This is a genomic window from Shimia sp. Alg240-R146 (assembly GCF_947331465.1).
Lineage (GTDB): Bacteria > Pseudomonadota > Alphaproteobacteria > Rhodobacterales > Rhodobacteraceae > Shimia.
This window is the reverse complement of sequence record NZ_CAMZOK010000002.1, coordinates 439590-456450: the sequence shown is the minus strand read 5'-3', so window position 1 is coordinate 456450 and position 16861 is coordinate 439590. Positions and strand designations below refer to the sequence as shown.

Annotated in this window: 18 protein-coding genes; 11 read left to right on the top strand and 7 right to left on the bottom strand. The window is 57.4% G+C overall.

Annotated elements, in window-relative coordinates; genetic code table 11:
• Positions 1 to 19: 19 nt before the first annotated feature.
• Positions 20 to 964 carry a polyphosphate kinase 2 gene (gene ppk2 / locus PG871_RS11440; protein WP_270729454.1) on the bottom strand — a complete coding sequence of 315 codons (945 nt, stop codon included), beginning with the start codon at positions 962 to 964 and terminating at the stop codon, positions 20 to 22.
• A gap of 201 nt (positions 965 to 1165) precedes the next feature.
• Here ppk2 and PG871_RS11435 point away from each other — a divergent pair, with 201 nt between their 5' ends.
• The 10 genes from PG871_RS11435 to PG871_RS11390 all read left to right on the top strand — a co-directional run bounded on the left by PG871_RS11435 (position 1166) and on the right by PG871_RS11390 (position 10054).
• The gene (locus PG871_RS11435) at positions 1166 to 2452 is read left to right on the top strand and encodes an alpha/beta hydrolase family protein (protein ID WP_270729452.1); all 1287 of its coding nucleotides are present in this window, start codon (positions 1166 to 1168) and stop codon (positions 2450 to 2452) included.
• A gap of 199 nt (positions 2453 to 2651) precedes the next feature.
• On the top strand, positions 2652 to 3428 hold the full coding sequence (locus tag PG871_RS11430; protein WP_270729451.1) for a substrate-binding periplasmic protein: 777 nt from the start codon (positions 2652 to 2654) through the stop codon (positions 3426 to 3428).
• A gap of 215 nt (positions 3429 to 3643) precedes the next feature.
• A complete protein-coding gene (locus PG871_RS11425) occupies positions 3644 to 3931 on the top strand; it encodes a DUF2218 domain-containing protein (protein ID WP_270729449.1) in 288 nt (95 codons plus the stop codon).
• A 120-nt stretch (positions 3932 to 4051) separates the two neighbouring features.
• Positions 4052 to 6007: a DNA topoisomerase IV subunit B gene (parE, locus tag PG871_RS11420; RefSeq protein WP_270729447.1), complete on the top strand. Its 1956-nt coding sequence runs from the start codon at positions 4052 to 4054 to the stop codon at positions 6005 to 6007.
• Complete coding sequence (locus PG871_RS11415) at positions 6000 to 6689, top strand: DUF2971 domain-containing protein (RefSeq protein ID WP_270729445.1); 690 nt, start codon at positions 6000 to 6002, stop codon at positions 6687 to 6689. Before parE ends, PG871_RS11415 begins: the two co-directional genes overlap by 8 nt.
• Positions 6690 to 6816: 127 nt before the next feature.
• Positions 6817 to 7152: a hypothetical protein gene (locus PG871_RS11410; protein ID WP_270729443.1), complete on the top strand. Its 336-nt coding sequence runs from the start codon at positions 6817 to 6819 to the stop codon at positions 7150 to 7152.
• A gap of 39 nt (positions 7153 to 7191) precedes the next feature.
• A complete protein-coding gene (locus PG871_RS11405) occupies positions 7192 to 7608 on the top strand; it encodes a hypothetical protein (protein WP_270729441.1) in 417 nt (138 codons plus the stop codon).
• Positions 7609 to 7744: 136 nt separating this feature from the next.
• Positions 7745 to 8341 (top strand): hypothetical protein, encoded by a 597-nt coding sequence (locus tag PG871_RS11400; RefSeq protein WP_333559670.1) that lies wholly within the window; start codon positions 7745 to 7747, stop codon positions 8339 to 8341.
• 126 nt (positions 8342 to 8467) lie between these two features.
• Complete coding sequence (locus tag PG871_RS11395) at positions 8468 to 9358, top strand: S-methyl-5'-thioadenosine phosphorylase (RefSeq protein ID WP_270729438.1); 891 nt, start codon at positions 8468 to 8470, stop codon at positions 9356 to 9358.
• A 66-nt stretch (positions 9359 to 9424) separates the two neighbouring features.
• Positions 9425 to 10054: a LysE family translocator gene (locus PG871_RS11390; RefSeq protein ID WP_270729436.1), complete on the top strand. Its 630-nt coding sequence runs from the start codon at positions 9425 to 9427 to the stop codon at positions 10052 to 10054.
• 20 nt (positions 10055 to 10074) lie between these two features.
• Here PG871_RS11390 and PG871_RS11385 read toward each other — a convergent pair whose 3' ends face one another.
• Positions 10075 to 10302 (bottom strand): hypothetical protein, encoded by a 228-nt coding sequence (locus PG871_RS11385; protein WP_270729434.1) that lies wholly within the window; start codon positions 10300 to 10302, stop codon positions 10075 to 10077.
• A gap of 312 nt (positions 10303 to 10614) precedes the next feature.
• On the opposite strand from PG871_RS11385, the gene PG871_RS11380 reads away from it, so the two are divergent.
• Positions 10615 to 11154 (top strand): adenine phosphoribosyltransferase, encoded by a 540-nt coding sequence (locus tag PG871_RS11380; protein WP_270729432.1) that lies wholly within the window; start codon positions 10615 to 10617, stop codon positions 11152 to 11154.
• 77 nt (positions 11155 to 11231) lie between these two features.
• Here PG871_RS11380 and PG871_RS11375 read toward each other — a convergent pair whose 3' ends face one another.
• The 5 genes from PG871_RS11375 to thrC all read right to left on the bottom strand — a co-directional run bounded on the left by PG871_RS11375 (position 11232) and on the right by thrC (position 16856).
• Positions 11232 to 12635 carry an FAD-binding oxidoreductase gene (locus PG871_RS11375; protein WP_270729430.1) on the bottom strand — a complete coding sequence of 468 codons (1404 nt, stop codon included), beginning with the start codon at positions 12633 to 12635 and terminating at the stop codon, positions 11232 to 11234.
• Positions 12636 to 12668: 33 nt separating this feature from the next.
• Positions 12669 to 13481: an MBL fold metallo-hydrolase gene (locus PG871_RS11370; RefSeq protein WP_270729428.1), complete on the bottom strand. Its 813-nt coding sequence runs from the start codon at positions 13479 to 13481 to the stop codon at positions 12669 to 12671.
• 137 nt (positions 13482 to 13618) lie between these two features.
• Positions 13619 to 14209, bottom strand: coding sequence for a GNAT family N-acetyltransferase (locus PG871_RS11365; protein ID WP_270729425.1), 591 nt, complete (start codon positions 14207 to 14209; stop codon positions 13619 to 13621).
• Positions 14209 to 15471 carry a M16 family metallopeptidase gene (locus tag PG871_RS11360; RefSeq protein WP_270729424.1) on the bottom strand — a complete coding sequence of 421 codons (1263 nt, stop codon included), beginning with the start codon at positions 15469 to 15471 and terminating at the stop codon, positions 14209 to 14211. Before PG871_RS11360 ends, PG871_RS11365 begins: the two co-directional genes overlap by 1 nt.
• Entirely contained in the window at positions 15468 to 16856 is a 1389-nt protein-coding gene (thrC, locus tag PG871_RS11355; RefSeq protein ID WP_270730873.1) for a threonine synthase, read from the bottom strand. The genes PG871_RS11360 and thrC overlap by 4 nt, the downstream gene beginning before the upstream one ends.
• Between the last annotated feature and the right edge of the window lie 5 nt (positions 16857 to 16861).

Sequence of the window (16861 nt, the reverse complement as noted above, 5' to 3'; positions counted from 1 at the left end):
TCACTGTCCAATTGGCCAATCAGCCTTTGCGGGCTTCCGGATGCAGCGCGGTGCCCAAAATGTGCTCTGACTTGTGGATCACATGGCTCGCCTCATTCACAATCAGCGGATCGGGCGCTTTGATGGTCTTCACATCTTTGCCCGGATAATCCAGCGAATCCAGAAAGTGCAGCATGCAATTCAGACGCGCACGCTTTTTGTCGTCGGATTTGATCACCGTCCAAGGCGCATCTGCGGTGTCTGTATAAAAGAACATCGCCTCCTTGGCCTCGGTATAGTCGTCCCACTTGCTCAACGACGCCTTGTCGATCGGGCTCAGCTTCCACTGTTTCAGCGGATCATTGGCCCGGCTCTCAAAGCGGCGTTTCTGTTCTTCTTGGGTGACCGAGAACCAGTATTTGTACAGCCGCACGCCAGAGCGCACCAACATGCGTTCAAAATCCGGCGTCTGGCGCATGAATTCCAGATATTCCGCAGGTTCACAGAACCCCATGACCCGTTCCACTCCCGCGCGGTTATACCAGCTACGGTCATACAGCACCATTTCGCCCTCGGTAGGCAAATGCTGCACGTAGCGTTGGAAATACCACTGGCCCCGCTCTGACTCAGAGGGTTTGTTCAGCGCCACAACACGTGCCGCACGTGGGTTCAGATGTTCGGTAAACCGCTTGATCGTGCCGCCCTTGCCGGCCGCGTCGCGGCCTTCAAACAGCATCACAAATTTCTGACCGGTTTCCTGCGCCCACAGCTGCACTTTCAAAAGCTCAGCTTGAATTTGCGCTTTCTGGCGCTCGTAAACCCGGCGGGATAGTTTCACGTTATACGGATACTCACCCCGTTCAAAAGCCGCGCGAATAGCTTCCTTGGAGGGTTTCTTGGCGCGCGCAGGCGGCGTGAGCGGCGGCGCGTTTGGTCCTGAATGCAACCCACCGTTTTCCTTCTGCGTGTCCTCAGAATTGGCCATTCATGTCTCCTTTGATCCGCGATTTTCTCAAGGGCTACCTGCTTTCGCACGACGCCGCCTTGACACAGCGCAAACCCCGTTACCAATTTGTTACATTCCTCAGCTTGCCAGATTTCGAACCCTGCGTCACTTTCGCATCGCAAAGGTGCTTTTTCGATTTTTTTCGCTTTTACTTTGCGCCATGCAACAGGAGGACTTCTGATGACAAGAATGATGAGAGCTGCGCTTGTGTCTCTGACAATGGCAACACCCGTTCTGGCTGAAAACCGGATCGACCAAATTCGCCCCGACGCGCCAGAACTGGCAGCGCACGGCGACCACGTTGTGGGTGTAACCACCCGCACCTTTTCCAACCCCGACCAGATCGACGTGCTGAAATCGACCGCGGACGCACTGGCGACCTACACCCGCGATCTGACAGTCGAAATCTGGTATCCTGCGGCTGACGGCACCACACCTGGAGGCACCTATACCGCGCCGTTGCGTGACCCCTCCGTTCAGGTCACCCTGCACGGCCAGGCCGCGCGTGACGCAGACCCTGCATCTGGTGAGACTTTCCCGCTGGTAGTGATCTCCCACGGCTATCCCGGCAACCGCTTTTTGCTGAGCCATCTGGGCGAAAATCTCGCCTCCAAGGGCTACGTTGTGGCCTCGATTGACCACACCGACAGCACCTACTCCGATCAGGCGGCTTTTGGCTCCACGCTTCTGAACCGTCCGATCGACCAGAAATTCGTGATCGACAGCATGGCGGCTCTTGATGGCCCTATTGGCGCCATCACCGACGCCTCCACCACAGGCGTCATAGGTTATTCAATGGGTGGCTACGGCGCGCTGATCTTCGGCGGTGCCGGTCTTGTCGCTGGCGTCGAAGCCTCGCCCTTCGCCCCGCCAAAAGGCGCTCTGATCCACAACGTGGCAGGCACCGACACCCACGAAGCATTGGTGGATGAACGCGTCAAAGCGATGATTGTCATCGGTCCATGGGGCCGCAACTATGGCCTGTGGGACGACGCTGGCCTTGCCGGTTTGCGCAAACCCACAATGTTGATGGCGGGCTCTGTCGACGACGTGTCCGTCTATGACGCGATCCGCCAGATCTTCATCAACTCAACGGGCACTGACCGTCACTTGCTGACGTTTGAAAACGCCAACCACAACGCCGCAGCCCCCATGGCCTCTCCCGAAGAAGGTTGGGCAATTTCCGAGGCCCTCGGCTTCCCGGCGTTTGAACACTATGCCGATGCGGTTTGGGACAACACGCGGATGAACAACATCACGCAGCACTTCTCAACCGCGTTTTTGGATATTCACCTCAAGGCTGACGCGGACAAAGCCGCCTACCTGGATCTTGTTCCGTCCTCCAACGACGGCGTCTTCTCAGCCGAAGACAACGGCACTCTCAAAGACGACCACACCTATTGGGCAGGCTTCCCGGCCCGCACCGCGGTTGGTCTGAAATTTGAGACCTTGAAAAAAGGCGAATAATCCAACCTCCACAACGGGTTGCTTGAAACCGCACTAAAAACACCCCGACGGTTCGGGGTGTTTTTCCTTTCTTTGAACGCTTCCTTCAAAGCAAATTTTGCCCTTTCGACCAAATTAGATCGCCCGATGTCCCGCGGCTAAACATCTATTAACAAGTTGCGCCCTAGGTTTCTCCATCATTCAAAAGAGGAACCCTTATATGAAGTTTTTTACAGTCACTATGACAGCCGCGGCATTGGCCCTTCCGATCGGCACCGCACATGCTGAGACCCTGAAAATCATGGCGGCTGATCTGCCACCGATGGTCAATTCCGATGGCACGGGCCGCGAGGCAGAAGTTGTTAGCAGCGTCATGCAACACTGCGGCTACGACGTCAGTTTTGAGTTGCAGCCGTTCACCCGCCACTGGGCTTCATTTGACAGTGGCGAGGGCGACGCAGTGATGACGGTTCCCACAGGAATGCCGATGGCCGGCACACAAAGCAAAACCTATGTGTCTTACCAAAACGGCGTGTCCTTTCTGGCGGATTCGGGGCATAACATTGCCTCGCTTGCTGACCTAAATGGTATGAAAATTGCCGCCTTCGAAGGCGCATCCGGCATTTTGCCCGGCCTTTCGGAAACCGTGGACTCCTTTGCCTCCTATCGCGAGATGGCGGATCAGGAAACCCAGAGCAAATTGCTTTTGGGCAAGCGCGTCGACGGTATCCTTGGGGACGGCATGCTCTTTGCGGCCTACATGACCAACCTACGCGACGCCGGTGCGACAAGCGGTGTGGATGCCAACCAACCCGTTCAGTTCCGAGCGATTTTTGAGCCCTCCAACTATGCGATGAACTTCCGTGACGCTGAGATTGCAGCCAAGTTTGACCGATGCTTCTCCGAACTCGAAGCAGACGGCACGATTGCCAAAATCAACACAAAGTGGGTCGACAAATATCGCGACACTTTGGCGGACGACTACCTCTCCATGTAGTAAGCTATGATGCAAAGGCCGCGACCCGGCCTCCCAACAGGTCTGGCCACGCGCATCATTTCGCGTCCATCCTTTGCGCGCCCCTGCACACCCTGTGCAGCTTGGGCGCGCAGCCCTGCCTCTGGCAATTCCCGTTCTGACACACATATAGTGAGAGCGACGCCAGCCATATTTGCAGCCACGCGCGCCCTGATCCTCACATCAATGGAGCCCGTATGACCACTCAAAACACCGCAACCGCCGCCACTGAAAACGCCAGCCGCTATTTGCAGCAACTCTGCAAACACTGGTCGCACAAATGCGAAACCGAGTTTTCGCCTCAGGCCGGCACTGTCGTCTTCCCCGAAAACCGCGGAACGCTGTCAATGCAAGCCAGCGAAAGCAGTCTCACCATGACGATTTCCGTGCCCGACGCCGCCAATCTTGCCAAAATGCAGGACGTGGTCGACAAACACCTGCTGCGCTTTGCCTTCCGCGAAGATCTGGCGATCAACTGGGCCTAAGCCTGGTCCACAATCTCTCTGGCTGCTCTTTCCCGCGTATTGGTCGCGCTTCGCACTTCCCCCCCTCGCCGTCCCCTGCCATAATGTGCGCCAAACAACACCAATAAGAGCAGCCACAGCATGTCCAACGACCTTTTGGCCGACACCAAAACCAAAGAGTACGACGCCTCCTCTATTCAAGTTCTCGAAGACATGGAGCACGTGCGCCTGCGCCCGGGCATGTATATCGGCGGCAAGGACGACCGCGCGCTGCACCATATGGTGGCTGAAATTGTCGACAACTCCATGGACGAAGCCGTGGCAGGTCACGCCACGTGGATCGAAATCGAGCTGCACGAAAACGGCCACGTGTCCGTGCGCGACAACGGACGTGGTATTCCCACCGACCCGCACCCCAAAGACCCGCAAAAATCCGCGCTTGAGATCATCTTTTGCACGCTCAACGCGGGCGGCAAGTTTTCCGGCGACAGCTATGAAACCTCGGGCGGTCTGCACGGCGTTGGCTCCTCGGTTGTGAATGCGCTGTCAGACCACCTGCGTGTCGAAGTGGCCCGCAACAAGGAACTCTTCGCGATGGAGTTTTCCCGCGGCGTGCCGCAAGGCAAACTTGAGAAAATCGGCACCGCCCCCAACCGGCGCGGCACAGCGGTGACCTTCCATCCGGACGCCGAGATCTTCGGCTCTCTGAAACTCAAACCCGCGCGCCTTTTCAAGATGGCACGTTCCAAGGCCTATCTGTTCTCCGGCGTTGAAATCCGCTGGAAAACCGCGATCGCCGATGGCGACACCCCGATGGAGGCCAAGTTTCACTTCCCCGGCGGCCTTGCCGATTATCTTAACGAAACCCTGTCCGGCGCGACCACCTATGCCGACAACCCGTTCTGCGGCACCGTGTCGTTTGAGAAATTCAAAGCACCGGGTAAAGTCGAGTGGGCGATCAACTGGACCCCCTCGCGTGACGGCTTCATTCAGTCCTACTGCAACACCGTTCCCACCCCCGAGGGCGGCACGCATGAGGCCGGTTTCTGGGCCGCGATCCTCAAGGGCATCAAGGCTTATGGTGAGCTGGTCAACAACAAGAAAGCCGCCACCATCACCCGCGAGGACCTGACCACAGGCGCCGGCGCGCTGGTTTCGTGCTTCATCCGCGAGCCCGAATTTGTCGGCCAGACCAAAGACCGCCTCGCCACGGTTGATGCGCAGCGCATGGTGGAAAATTCCGTGCGCGATCACTTTGACAACTGGCTTGCGGCTGACAACAAATCCGCCGGTGCCATCCTCGACTTCCTTGTGCTGCGCGCCGAAGAACGCCTGCGCCGTCGTCAGGAAAAAGAGACCGCCCGCAAGACCGCGACCAAGAAACTCCGCCTACCGGGCAAGCTGGTGGATTGCTCCGCCACCAACCGCGACGGCACCGAACTCTTTATCGTGGAGGGCGACTCCGCGGGCGGCTCTGCCAAAATGGCCCGCAACCGCAAGACTCAGGCGCTGCTGCCCCTGCGCGGTAAAATCCTCAACGTTCTGGGCGCGGCCAGCTCCAAAATTGGCACCAATCAGGAAATCAACGACCTGACTCAAGCGCTTGGCGTTGGGCTTGGCACCAAATTCAACGTCGATGACCTGCGCTATGACAAGATCATCATCATGACCGACGCGGATGTCGACGGCGCCCACATCGCGGCCCTGTTGATGACCTTCTTCTACACCCAGATGCGCCCGATGATCGACGCGGGCCACCTTTATATGGCCTGCCCGCCGCTCTTCCGCCTGACCCAAGGTGCCAAGCGGGTCTATTGCGTGGATGAGGTCGAGAAAGACGCGTGGCTTGAAAAAGGCCTCGGCGGCAAAGGTCGCATCGATGTGTCCCGCTTTAAGGGTCTTGGGGAAATGGACGCCAAAGACCTGAAAGAGACCACAATGGACCCCGGCTCGCGCAAGCTGATCCGTGTGACGATTGACGAGGATGAGCCGGGTGAAACCGATGAATTGGTCAGTGACCTGATGGGCAAAAAGCCCGAGAAGCGGTACCAGTATATACAGGAAAACGCGCGGTTTGTGGAGGAGTTGGATGTTTAAGTTCAAAAAACGGCTCTACTATTTCACAGGGCCGAATTTTGCACTCGACGTCGTCTCGCGAAGGCACCTCAAGATCTCTTTCCCAAATGAGGTAAATGACCTTTTCGAAATGATGCCCTTTGATTTTGGCCAAGGGAAAAAGGCCAAAGACATGCGGTTAGACTGGCAAAATGCAATCGCTGTTCACTCCCAAGAATTTGGATTTATTTCTTTTTCGGAACGATGGGACGTGCCAAGCATGTGGGGCCACTACGCCGAAAGCTATGCGGGAGTTTGCCTGGGTTTCGACGTCACAGAGAAACTCACAAAAATGGTTTATGAATCTGACTTTAAGGAGTTTCCTTACGAAGACCTTGGAACAGAACATGGGAAAAAACAAATCTTTGCCTATGCTCAAGAGACAAAGAGCATCCATTGGCAATTCGAAGTAGAATGGAGACGATTTGTTCACCTGAGCGAAGACGAAATCGCTCTAAAAAAGAGAGGGGCACGACATTTTTTCACCCCTTTCGACCACAAGCTGGAATTGAAAGAAGTGTTGATCGGACCACGATCGAACCTAACTTCGAAACAATTCAGAAAAGCACTTGGTTCTTATGAAGGAGTGGACATTAAGACTGTTAGGGCGTCGTTTCGAAACTATAAGATGACCACGCAAAAGCTTAAGAAACTTCAGAAGTAACTAGAACAAACGCCCGATCCGAGGGCGGAAGCGAACGCGCCCGCCCGTGGGGCGGATCGGGCGCGTGCGTGATGCAAAGCATCACGCATTGGTTGCCAGCCACTCAAATACACTTCACAACTCCAGTATGAAAATCTACGCCCTCGCTCCCGCTCTAGCCCTGCTCGCTGCCTGCACCCAAACGCCGGAAACCTGCGTTCTCACCGACGACCCCGCCACACGCGCAACAGTAATTACCGCCCTGCGCCCGCTCATCGAATACGAGCACTCCGACGGTTACGTCAACACCATGGAAACCGAGCTCCAATCCCGCGACCTCAGCGTTGAGGATTGCGGCAAAACCTACCGCGCCAGTTTCACAATCCACCAGCGCAACTCGCCGGACGGCGTCCGCATCGGCAACGATTCGGTGTACGTGATTGCCAAATCCACAGGCAAAGTCTTGTCGGAAACACACGAGTAACCCTGTACTTGCTGTCCCCACGCGCCTACCTTCCCCCCCATGCGCCTCGCCCTCCTCCTCGTCCTCCTGCTCCCCGCAACGGACACCCTCGCCCAAGCCCGCAAGGACTCCGCGCGCCATCAAAACAACCACCTCTCCGTGCCGCTCAACAAACCGCGCCAAGCGCCCACACCCCGCCAATGGCCGCAAAACCAAGAGCGCACACAGCTTTTCTGCGACCAATACGCCCGCGCCGCCGCCTCAACCGGCGGCCGCATCCAAGGCGCGCAGACCGGCAACACCTTTGGCAAGCAAACCGGCTATGTCGCCACCGGTGACCGCAAACAGGCAGAGGCGCTTGGCATGATCGGCGGCACCGTCGGCTCCGCCGCGGGTGCCAAAATTGACAAGCGCTTTTACGACTTTCACTTCGGAGAATGCATAAACGGTGGCCGCCTGATCACCACGCCGAAATAACCACCGCCGCCGCGCCATTGCCGCTTGCCCCACGCAACCGCGATGCTACGCTCCGCCTATGCGCGCATCCCTTCTCCTTCTTTGCCTTCTGCTTATCTCTTGTGGCAGACCCCTGACCGAGACCGAGCGCGCCTTCATGGCCGATCTCGCAGGCGACACGTTTGACGCAGAAACCGTGCGCATCACCAAAAATGCCCCCTTGGGCGTCGCCACCTTCACCCGCCAAGCCCGCCCCCGTCTGGCCTGCCGCGAGCGTATTTTCCCGCCATCCAAGCCCGGCCCGGTGACCACCTCACCCGCTGGTGTCGTGCTCTGGAACCATCTTTACACGTCCAAAGACTGGTCGGTGCCAAACTACATGCCGCGCTATCCCGAGAAAATTCACCTCAATGCCGCGATGTATTTCGCCCACGAAATGGTGCACGTCTGGCAATGGCAGAACCGCGACCTGACCGGCTACTCCCCCTGGAAGGCCGCCGAGGAGCATCAGATCACCGACGATCCCTATCTGTTTGAGGTCACCAAAGACGCCACCTTCCTCGACTACGGCTATGAGCAGCAAGCCAGCGTTGTCGAAGAATATCTGTGCTGCTCGCTGCTCGATCCGGATGCGCCGCGCACAAGGCGGCTTGCCGAACTGGTCGGCGAAGTGTTCCCAACGCACGATCTGCCACAGCCCGACGAGGTCACCCTGCCGTGGGACAAGGCCGAAACCCGCGGTATTTGCCGCTAAAATCGCCCGATTTTCACACCGTCGCGATACAGTCGCGTTACCGACGCGATACCGACGTGCCTTTCGGTTGCTTTTCCCCGCCGCGCCCGCCAAGACTCTGGCAACAAAAAGACAGGGAGTCCCGCAATGACTGACGCGCAAACAGAGACCATGATCGCCGTGATCGGCGGCTCCGGCATCTATGACATCGACGGGCTAGAGGACGCCAAATGGCAAGCCGTCGACAGCCCCTTTGGCACACCCTCTGACGAGATCCTCACAGGCCGATTGGGCGGTGTGAAAATGGCCTTTTTGCCTCGTCACGGACGCGGCCATGTGCACACACCATCGTCGGTTCCCTACCGCGCCAACATCGACGCGCTGAAACGCCTTGGCGTGACCGATGTGATCTCTGTGTCGGCCACTGGATCGTTCCGCGAAGAGATGTCGCCAGGTGATTTTGTTGTTGTAGATCAATTCATTGACCGCACTTTTGCGCGTGAAAAATCTTTCTTCGGCCCCGGTCTCGTGGCCCATGTTTCGGTGGCACACCCAACCTGCCCGCGCCTTTCAGCGGCCTGTTTTACTGCTGCCACCGACGCGGGTATCACCGTGCACAACGGCGGCACTTATCTGGCAATGGAAGGGCCGCAATTTTCCACATTGGCAGAAAGCAAAATGTATCGCGAAAGCTGGGGGGCGGATGTGATCGGCATGACCAACATGCCCGAGGCCAAATTGGCACGCGAAGCCGAACTTTGCTATGCCTCAGTGGCGATGGTGACGGACTATGACAGCTGGCACCCCGATCACGGCGAAGTAGATGTGTCTGAAATCATTGCGATTTTGATGGGCAATGCCGACAAGGCCCGTGACATGGTACGCCGCCTTCCTGACCTTCTGGGTGCAGACCGCGCGCCCTGCGATCACGGCTGCGACCGCGCGCTGGAATTCGCAATCCTGACCGCACCGGACATGCGTGATCCAGCCATGGTGAACAAGCTCGACGCAGTCGCAGGTCGTGCCTTAACTGCCTAAGGGCTGGACGTTGCGCCAAAGCTGAGGCTTGGTAGGTCCTGCACATTCAATTCAGGCTTCCTTCTTATGTCCTTAGATCTCTGGCTGACCTTCGTTGCCGCCTCCACCGCGCTCTTGCTGATCCCTGGTCCAACTATCTTGTTGGTTCTCAGCTACGCCCTCACCCAAGGCCGCAAGGTGGCTGTGGCCACGGCCGCCGGTGTTGCGCTCGGGGATCTGATCGCCATGACCGCGTCCCTGCTAGGGCTGGGTGCTATTGTGCTGGCCTCTGCCACGGCCTTCACGGTGCTCAAATGGGTGGGTGCAATCTATCTCATCTGGCTCGGGATCAAGATGTTGCGAAGTGCCAATCAGGCCGCATTGGGGGATCTCGCGACTGCCGGATCCATGCCCGCGCGCGGGGTCTTTACCCATGCTGCCGCCGTGACGGCCCTGAACCCCAAAAGCATCGGGTTTTTCATCGCCTTCGTGCCACAGTTTATCCAGCCGACACAGCCTCTGTTGCCACAATTTTCGATCCTTATCAGTACCTTCGTAGCCTTGGCAGCACTGAATGCCTTTGCCTATGCGTTGCTTGCGGATCGGCTGCGGACGCGGATTTCACGCCCCGAGGTCATGCGCTGGCTGACACGTGTCGGCGGGGCCACATTGATCGGAATGGGCGTTCTGACAGCGACGCTGCGGCGCGCGATCTGAGGCAGAAAGCAAACGCAGGATCAGTCTTCCGCGTGTGTCTTCATGAAGCCGCGAATAAAGGCGCGGATCTCCCGCGCGGCGCTGGTGTCTAGATCCTTGCAGAGGTCAACAAAAGCATCGCGTTCTTCCTTATCCAGACGCAGCACCAACTGGCTGTCCTTCTTGGATTTACGCTTGGCCTTATCCTTAACTTTTTGTTTGGAGTCAGCCTTCACCTTGTTCGTGGCGACCTCGTCATTCTTTCCCAACAGTCGATCATCCTGCGCTTTTGTTAGATTTTCTGGACCTTTGTATATACACTGGATATACAAAGCAAAGCATAAGTAAACGGTAGCAGTTTAAAAGAGGACTTTCAAAATGAACTTACACACGGCCAAATCTCTGCTCGTTCGCGACCGAATGGACTGGCACAAACCACACGCAAACTGGTTGACACAAACCATGTACCGCCTGCGCCGCTTTCGCAGCCAGTAATTACCGTCACCTCTATCTACAGCCCCTTGCGCGTACGCCCCGCATTTGTCAAAGCTGCCCCGTAAACTTTTCTACGGGAAACAGCCATGCCCCAAAGCGCCAACGTCAAAGATTACATCCGCACCATCGTGGACTTTCCGCACGAAGGGATCATGTTTCGCGACGTGACCACGTTGTTCGCCAACCCGCGTGGGTTTCGGATGGCGATCGACCAGATGCTGCATCCCTACGCTGGCACGCGGATCGACAAAGTTGTTGGTCTCGAGGCGCGCGGCTTCATTCTCGGTGGCGCAATAGCGCACCAGCTTTCGGTTGGCTTTGTGCCAATCCGCAAGAAAGGCAAGCTGCCCGGCACGACCATCAGCCAAGAGTACAAACTCGAATATGGTGAAGCGATCGTTGAGTTACACGACGACGCGATTCAGCCAGGCGAACAAGTGCTTGTTGTGGATGACCTTTTGGCCACAGGAGGCACGGCAGAGGCAGGGATCAAGCTGATCGAACGCCTTGGTGGAGAGATCATCTCCTGTTCCTTCATTATTGATCTGCCAGAGTTAGGCGGCCGCAAGAAACTCGAAGACATGGGCATGGATGTGCATGTTCTGTGTGAGTTCGACGGCCTGTAAAGACGGGGGCCAGCCCCCTCTTCGCCTATGGCCAATTCACCCCCGGGGTATTTTGGTCAGAAAGAAGCCGCAACCGATCATAGGATAACACCCGGATTCATAATGCCATTTGGATCCAGCGCGGCCTTGATCGCGCGCATGGCGGCCAATCGGGTTGGATCACCATAAGCCCTAAGCGTCGCAACCTTCATGCGCCCCACGCCGTGCTCGGCGCTGAAAGACCCGCCGAATGCATGCACCAAATCGTAGATGGCGGCGCTTACAGCGTGCCGGCGGTCGTTGTAAGCATCACGGCTTTCACCTGTAGGCGGAAACACGTTGTAGTGTAGGTTGCCGTCCCCAAGGTGTCCGAAACAATTGATGCGATAAGGCCCCATGGCTGCGACCTGCTTCCCCGCCCGAGAGATGAATTCAGGAAGCTCGCTCAAAGGCAGCGAAATATCGTGGCTCGCCACAGACCCAATCGCTTTGTTTGCGATAGGAATGTGTTCGCGCAGACTCCACAGTGCTCTCCGTTGTGCTTCGCTCTGAGCGATCACACCGTCTTTGACCAGGTCGGCCTCCAAAGCCGCGCCAAACAGCGCCTCTAGCGCCGCATCTGCCCCCCGGCTCATACCCACTTCGATCAACACTGACCACTCTGGGATCGCCTCAAAGGGCAGTCGCACATCCGGCAGCGTGTCGCGCACAAACCGCATGCCCTGCCCGTGCAGCAACTCAAACGCGCTGACACTTTCGCCAGCCACATCGCGCGCCATTGCCAACAGTTCCAACGCCGCTTGCGGGGAGCCAACCACCATCACCGCTGTCGCCACAGACTGTGGTCGCGGGAACAGCTTCAACGCCGCCCCGGTAATCACCCCCAGCGTACCTTCGGCCCCGATCATCAAGTTGCGCAGATCATAACCCGTATTGTCCTTGCGCAGACGCGTCAGGCCATTCCAGATCTCTCCATTGGGCAGGACTGCCTCCAGCCCCAGACACAGGTCGCGCGCATTGCCGTAGCGCAGCACGTTCACGCCGCCGGCGTTGGTCGACAAGTTGCCGCCAATTCGTGCTGTCCCTTCTGCCCCCAAAGACAAAGGAAACAACCGCTCCGCGGTCTGCGCTGCCGTTTGCACATCCGCGAGCACACACCCTGCGTCGGCAACGATCACATTCTCCAGTGGATGGACCGCACGTACGTCTCTCATGCGCTCAAGCGACAGGATCACCGGTGTCGGACCGTCAGGCATCACCTGCGCCCCGACAAGGCCCGTACCGCCGCCATAGGGCACCACGGCCACACGCGCCGCGTTACAGGCCGCAATGATGGTCGCTACGTCTTCTGTCGATCTTGGCCGCGCCAAAAGGCCCCCTTGGCCAAAATACCGCCCACGCGGTTCTTGCAGGTATCCGTCGCTTGGTTGGCTCAGGGTCGCCTTGGGCAACTGCGCAGCAAGGCGCTCGGCAAACTCGGGGGTGGCTGCATTCAATGTCATGGCAACAGGGGTAATTGCCTCGCCTTGCAACGTCTAGGGGTCTTGCAAAAAGCGAGGATACAAAAGCTTTATTGTCGGCTGAGATGGCAAGGTTCTCAGTGACACCTCAAGGCTGTTGCCTTCTGAGCGGTCAATCACATATTCCTCGGACATACCGGTCAAAAAACTGGTCAACGTCCAGTCTTCAAACCAATGCATCGGGATCACAACCTGCGCCCGCAGGCGTTTCAGAACCCGCATCATGGTCGCCGTATCAAGGCTCATGCCGCCGTCCACCGCCGCCATCACCACATCTAGCCGCCCTAGCGCCGCATATTGCGCATCGTTTGGCTCATGATGCAGATGCCCAAGGTGCCCGATGCAAAGCCCCGCGACTTCAAAAACAAAGATCGAATTGCCCTTTTCCTCAACGCCGCCATAGCTGCGAATATCTGTGGACACGTTGCGAACCAACATACTGCCAAGATCCAAATGGTGGTCTATCCCTTGCCTGTAAGGCCCCCAACCGCGCAACACATGCGGGATCGCTGGATCGGGGCTTGTTGTCCAATGCGTGTCATGAGCGTGGTTCATTGTGACGACATCAGGCACCAAATCCGTCACGCCGATAAAACCGGTATAGTCGGTGACCACATTTATCCCGTCATCACTCTGGATCAGAAAAGACGCATGGCTCAGATAGCTGATCCGGACAGAGTGTTTTTCTACCTTGTCGCGATAAGACGCCTTGTGAATAAAACTCACACCGGGCGTTTGTGCCAGCGCGATACAATGGCTCGGCCTTCGGTCCTGCGCGGCCGCTGGCAATGAAATCGACAAACAAAGAAGTATCAAGACAAACCGCATCCGGCGCTCCTTCCTTTTTGTCAGGATAGCAGAAAGGATGCCAATTCGCGCACGCCGTTTTCAAAAGCCGTGTTGGTTTCGTCTGATTGGAAAGAAATTCGGTGTCTAAAAGCCTAGAACTAAGCGCGCAAACACCTCTAGACTTGCCCGGCCGTTGTGCGTCCACGACGGTCATTGCGCAGCGCGGCATATAAAACATGTGTGCGCCAGCGCCCGTTGATTTGAAGATAGCTCTGCGCCACGCCTTCATATTTGAACCCGGATTTCTCCAAGACACCTCGGCTTGCCACGTTCTCCGGCAAACAGGCGGCTTCGATCCGGCTCAACTCCATGCGTTGAAAGGCGTGATGCACTACCGCTTCAATGGCTTCGCTCATGTACCCGGACCGCGCAAAAGGTTCGCCAGTCCAGTAACCAAGCGTGCCCGCTTGCGCCGGCCCACGTCGAATATTGTCCAGAGTGATGGCCCCTAGGAGCCGGTTGTCTTCCCGGCGCACCAGAAATAGTGGCACCGCCGTATCGTTGGAAATGGAGCGTTGCGCCCAATAGACACGGTTGGTGAAACTCTTCCGGCTTAGGTGGCTGGCCGCCCAAATAGGCTCCCACGGGATCAGAAACTCTGCACTGACCGAACGTAGTTCAGCCCATTCGCGAAAATCCGAATGAACCGGCGGGCGCAGGATCATGCGCTCGGTGTCCAGTTTCACCTTTCGACGGTTGATCAACATCAGGCAGCGCGCCTTTGCTGCAGCGCCTCCAACGCCGGAGCATCCGCCACAGGGCCATAAAGCGCCAGCGCCGGTCGCGCCGCGACGGCCATATGCTCGGCAAACCGACGCACATCCGCATCTGTCACCGCATCAATACGCTCAACCGTTTCAGCCAGAGTCGGTACACGATCCCAGATTGCAATCATCCGTGCCTGCCGTTCCGCGCGGCTCGACGGGCTTTCAAGACCCATCAACAGGCCTGCTTTCATCTGAATACGGGCGCGAGCGATCTCGGCTTCGTTCATATCTTCCGCAGCGCGTTTCAACTCATCAATGGTGATCTGCGCCAGCTCTTCGATTTGATCGCCGCTAGTGCCAGCATAAATCGTGGTCATACCGGTGTCCGAATATGCGCCGGTCTGGGCATAGATCGAATAACACAGGCCCCGCTTTTCGCGCACTTCCTGAAACAGGCGGCTCGACATGCCGCCGCCCAACGCTGTCGAATAAATCTGCGCCGTATAGATGTCAGGGCTGCAATAGTCAGGGCTTTCCAGACCGAGCGCAAAATGCGCTTGCTCCAGAGTTTTTTCCGTCCGGTATTCGCCGCCCGCAAATCGCGCAGGCGCCAAGGTAATCGCAGGGCCGCGTTTCAGATGGCCAAACTGCGCTTCAGCCAGCTTGATGATCTCATCATGGTCAATGCCGCCAGCCGCCGACAGGACCATCCGGTCCGGCGCATAATGCTCGCCAACAAATCCCGCGAGGTCCTTTTTGCCGAACCCGCGTACATGGTCGCCTTCTCCCAAGATCGTCCGCCCCAAAGGCTGATCCGGGTAGGCGCGCTCTTGCAACCAGTCAAAGATCACGTCGTCCGGCGTATCCAGAGCCTGACCGATCTCTTGCAGGATCACGCCACGTTCAACCTCGATCTCATCGGGATCAAATACCGGATTGAGGACAATATCGCCCACCACATCCATCGCCAACGCCACATCGTCCTTGAGGACACGCGCGTAGTAGGCCGTCACCTCGCGGCTGGTGTAGGCGTTTATATAACCACCCACATCCTCGATCGCCTCGGCAATCTCAAGCGCGTTGCGCTTTTGAGTGCCCTTAAAGGCCATGTGTTCCAGAAAATGGGCTATGCCGTTTTGCTCGGGCCGCTCGTGGCGCCCGCCTGCATTGACCCAGATCCCGATAGCGGCAGATTCCAGACCGGGCATATGCTCGGTCACGATGCGAAATCCGTTAGAAAGTGTGTGCAGTTTAACAGTCAACGCTGTGCGATCCGTTCTTTGATAAGTGCCTCCAACGCGCCCAGATCATTGGGCACGCGGGTCACGCGTTCGTCTTTGTCCATCATATCCACCATGTGCGGCGGCAACCCGGGGCGCTCCCCCATCGCAGACTCCACAGCATCCGGGAACTTCGCCGGATGGGCGGTCGCAAGGGTGATCATGGGTGTGGCCGACAGGTGGTCATTGCCCACCTTTACCCCAACCGCGGAATGCGGGCAAAGCACTTCTCCACAAGCCTTAAATTCAGCCGCAATCGTGGCGCTGGTTTCCTCTTCCGACGCCCGACCGCTGTCGAAATGCGCGCGTAGGGTTTCCATCGCGCCTTGGCTAATTGAAAAGGTGCCGTCGTTCAGCTCGTCCATCAATTGCGCCACGGCCCCGCCATCACGGCCATAGGCATAAAACAACGCCCGCTCAAAGTTAGAGCTGACCTGAATGTCCATCGACGGGCTTATCGACGGCGTCACGCCTTCTTTGGTATAGGCGCCGCTTTCCATGGTGCGGTGCAGAATATCGTTCTGGTTGGTGGCAATCACCAAACGTTCAATCGGCAGCCCCATTTGCTTTGCAATAAAGCCCGCAAAAATATCGCCAAAGTTGCCGGTCGGCACGGTAAAGCTCACTTTGCGATGTGGCGCGCCAAGGCTCACGGCGGAGGTGAAGAAATATACCACCTGCGCCAATACCCGCGCCCAGTTGATCGAGTTCACACCGGCAAGCTTGACGCCGTCGCGGAAGTCAAAGTCGTTGAACATGTCCTTGAGACGGGCCTGACAGTCGTCAAAGTCGCCATCCAGCGCCAGCGCGTGCACGTTGGCATCTTCTGGCGTCGTCATTTGTTTGCGCTGAATGTCAGACACGCGACCATGCGGGAACAGGATGAAGACATCCACATTGTCCAGCCCACGGAAAGCTTCGATGGCGGCCGAGCCGGTGTCGCCAGAAGTGGCGCCGACGATGGTCACGCGCTCATTGCGGCGCGCCAGCGAGAACTGGAACAGCTGACCGATCAGTTGCATCGCGAAATCTTTGAACGCCAGCGTTGGGCCGTGAAACAGTTCAAGCAAATAGTGGTTCGGCGCCAGTTGCACCAGAGACGCGCGCGCCTCATGGCGGAAATTGGCATAGGCGCGTGCGATGATGCCTTTGAACTCTTCGTCGGTGAAGGCGTCGCCCACAAACGGGCGCATCACGATGAACGCGGCCTCCTCGTAACTCGCACCCGACAAGGCCGCGATGTCATCTGCGCTCAACGTAGGAATGGTTTCAGGCACATAAAGCCCGCCATCTCGGGCCAAGCCGGTCAGCATCGCTTCTTCAAAGCTCAGTTCCGGTGCATTTCCGCGGGTCGAGATATATTTCACGTCGC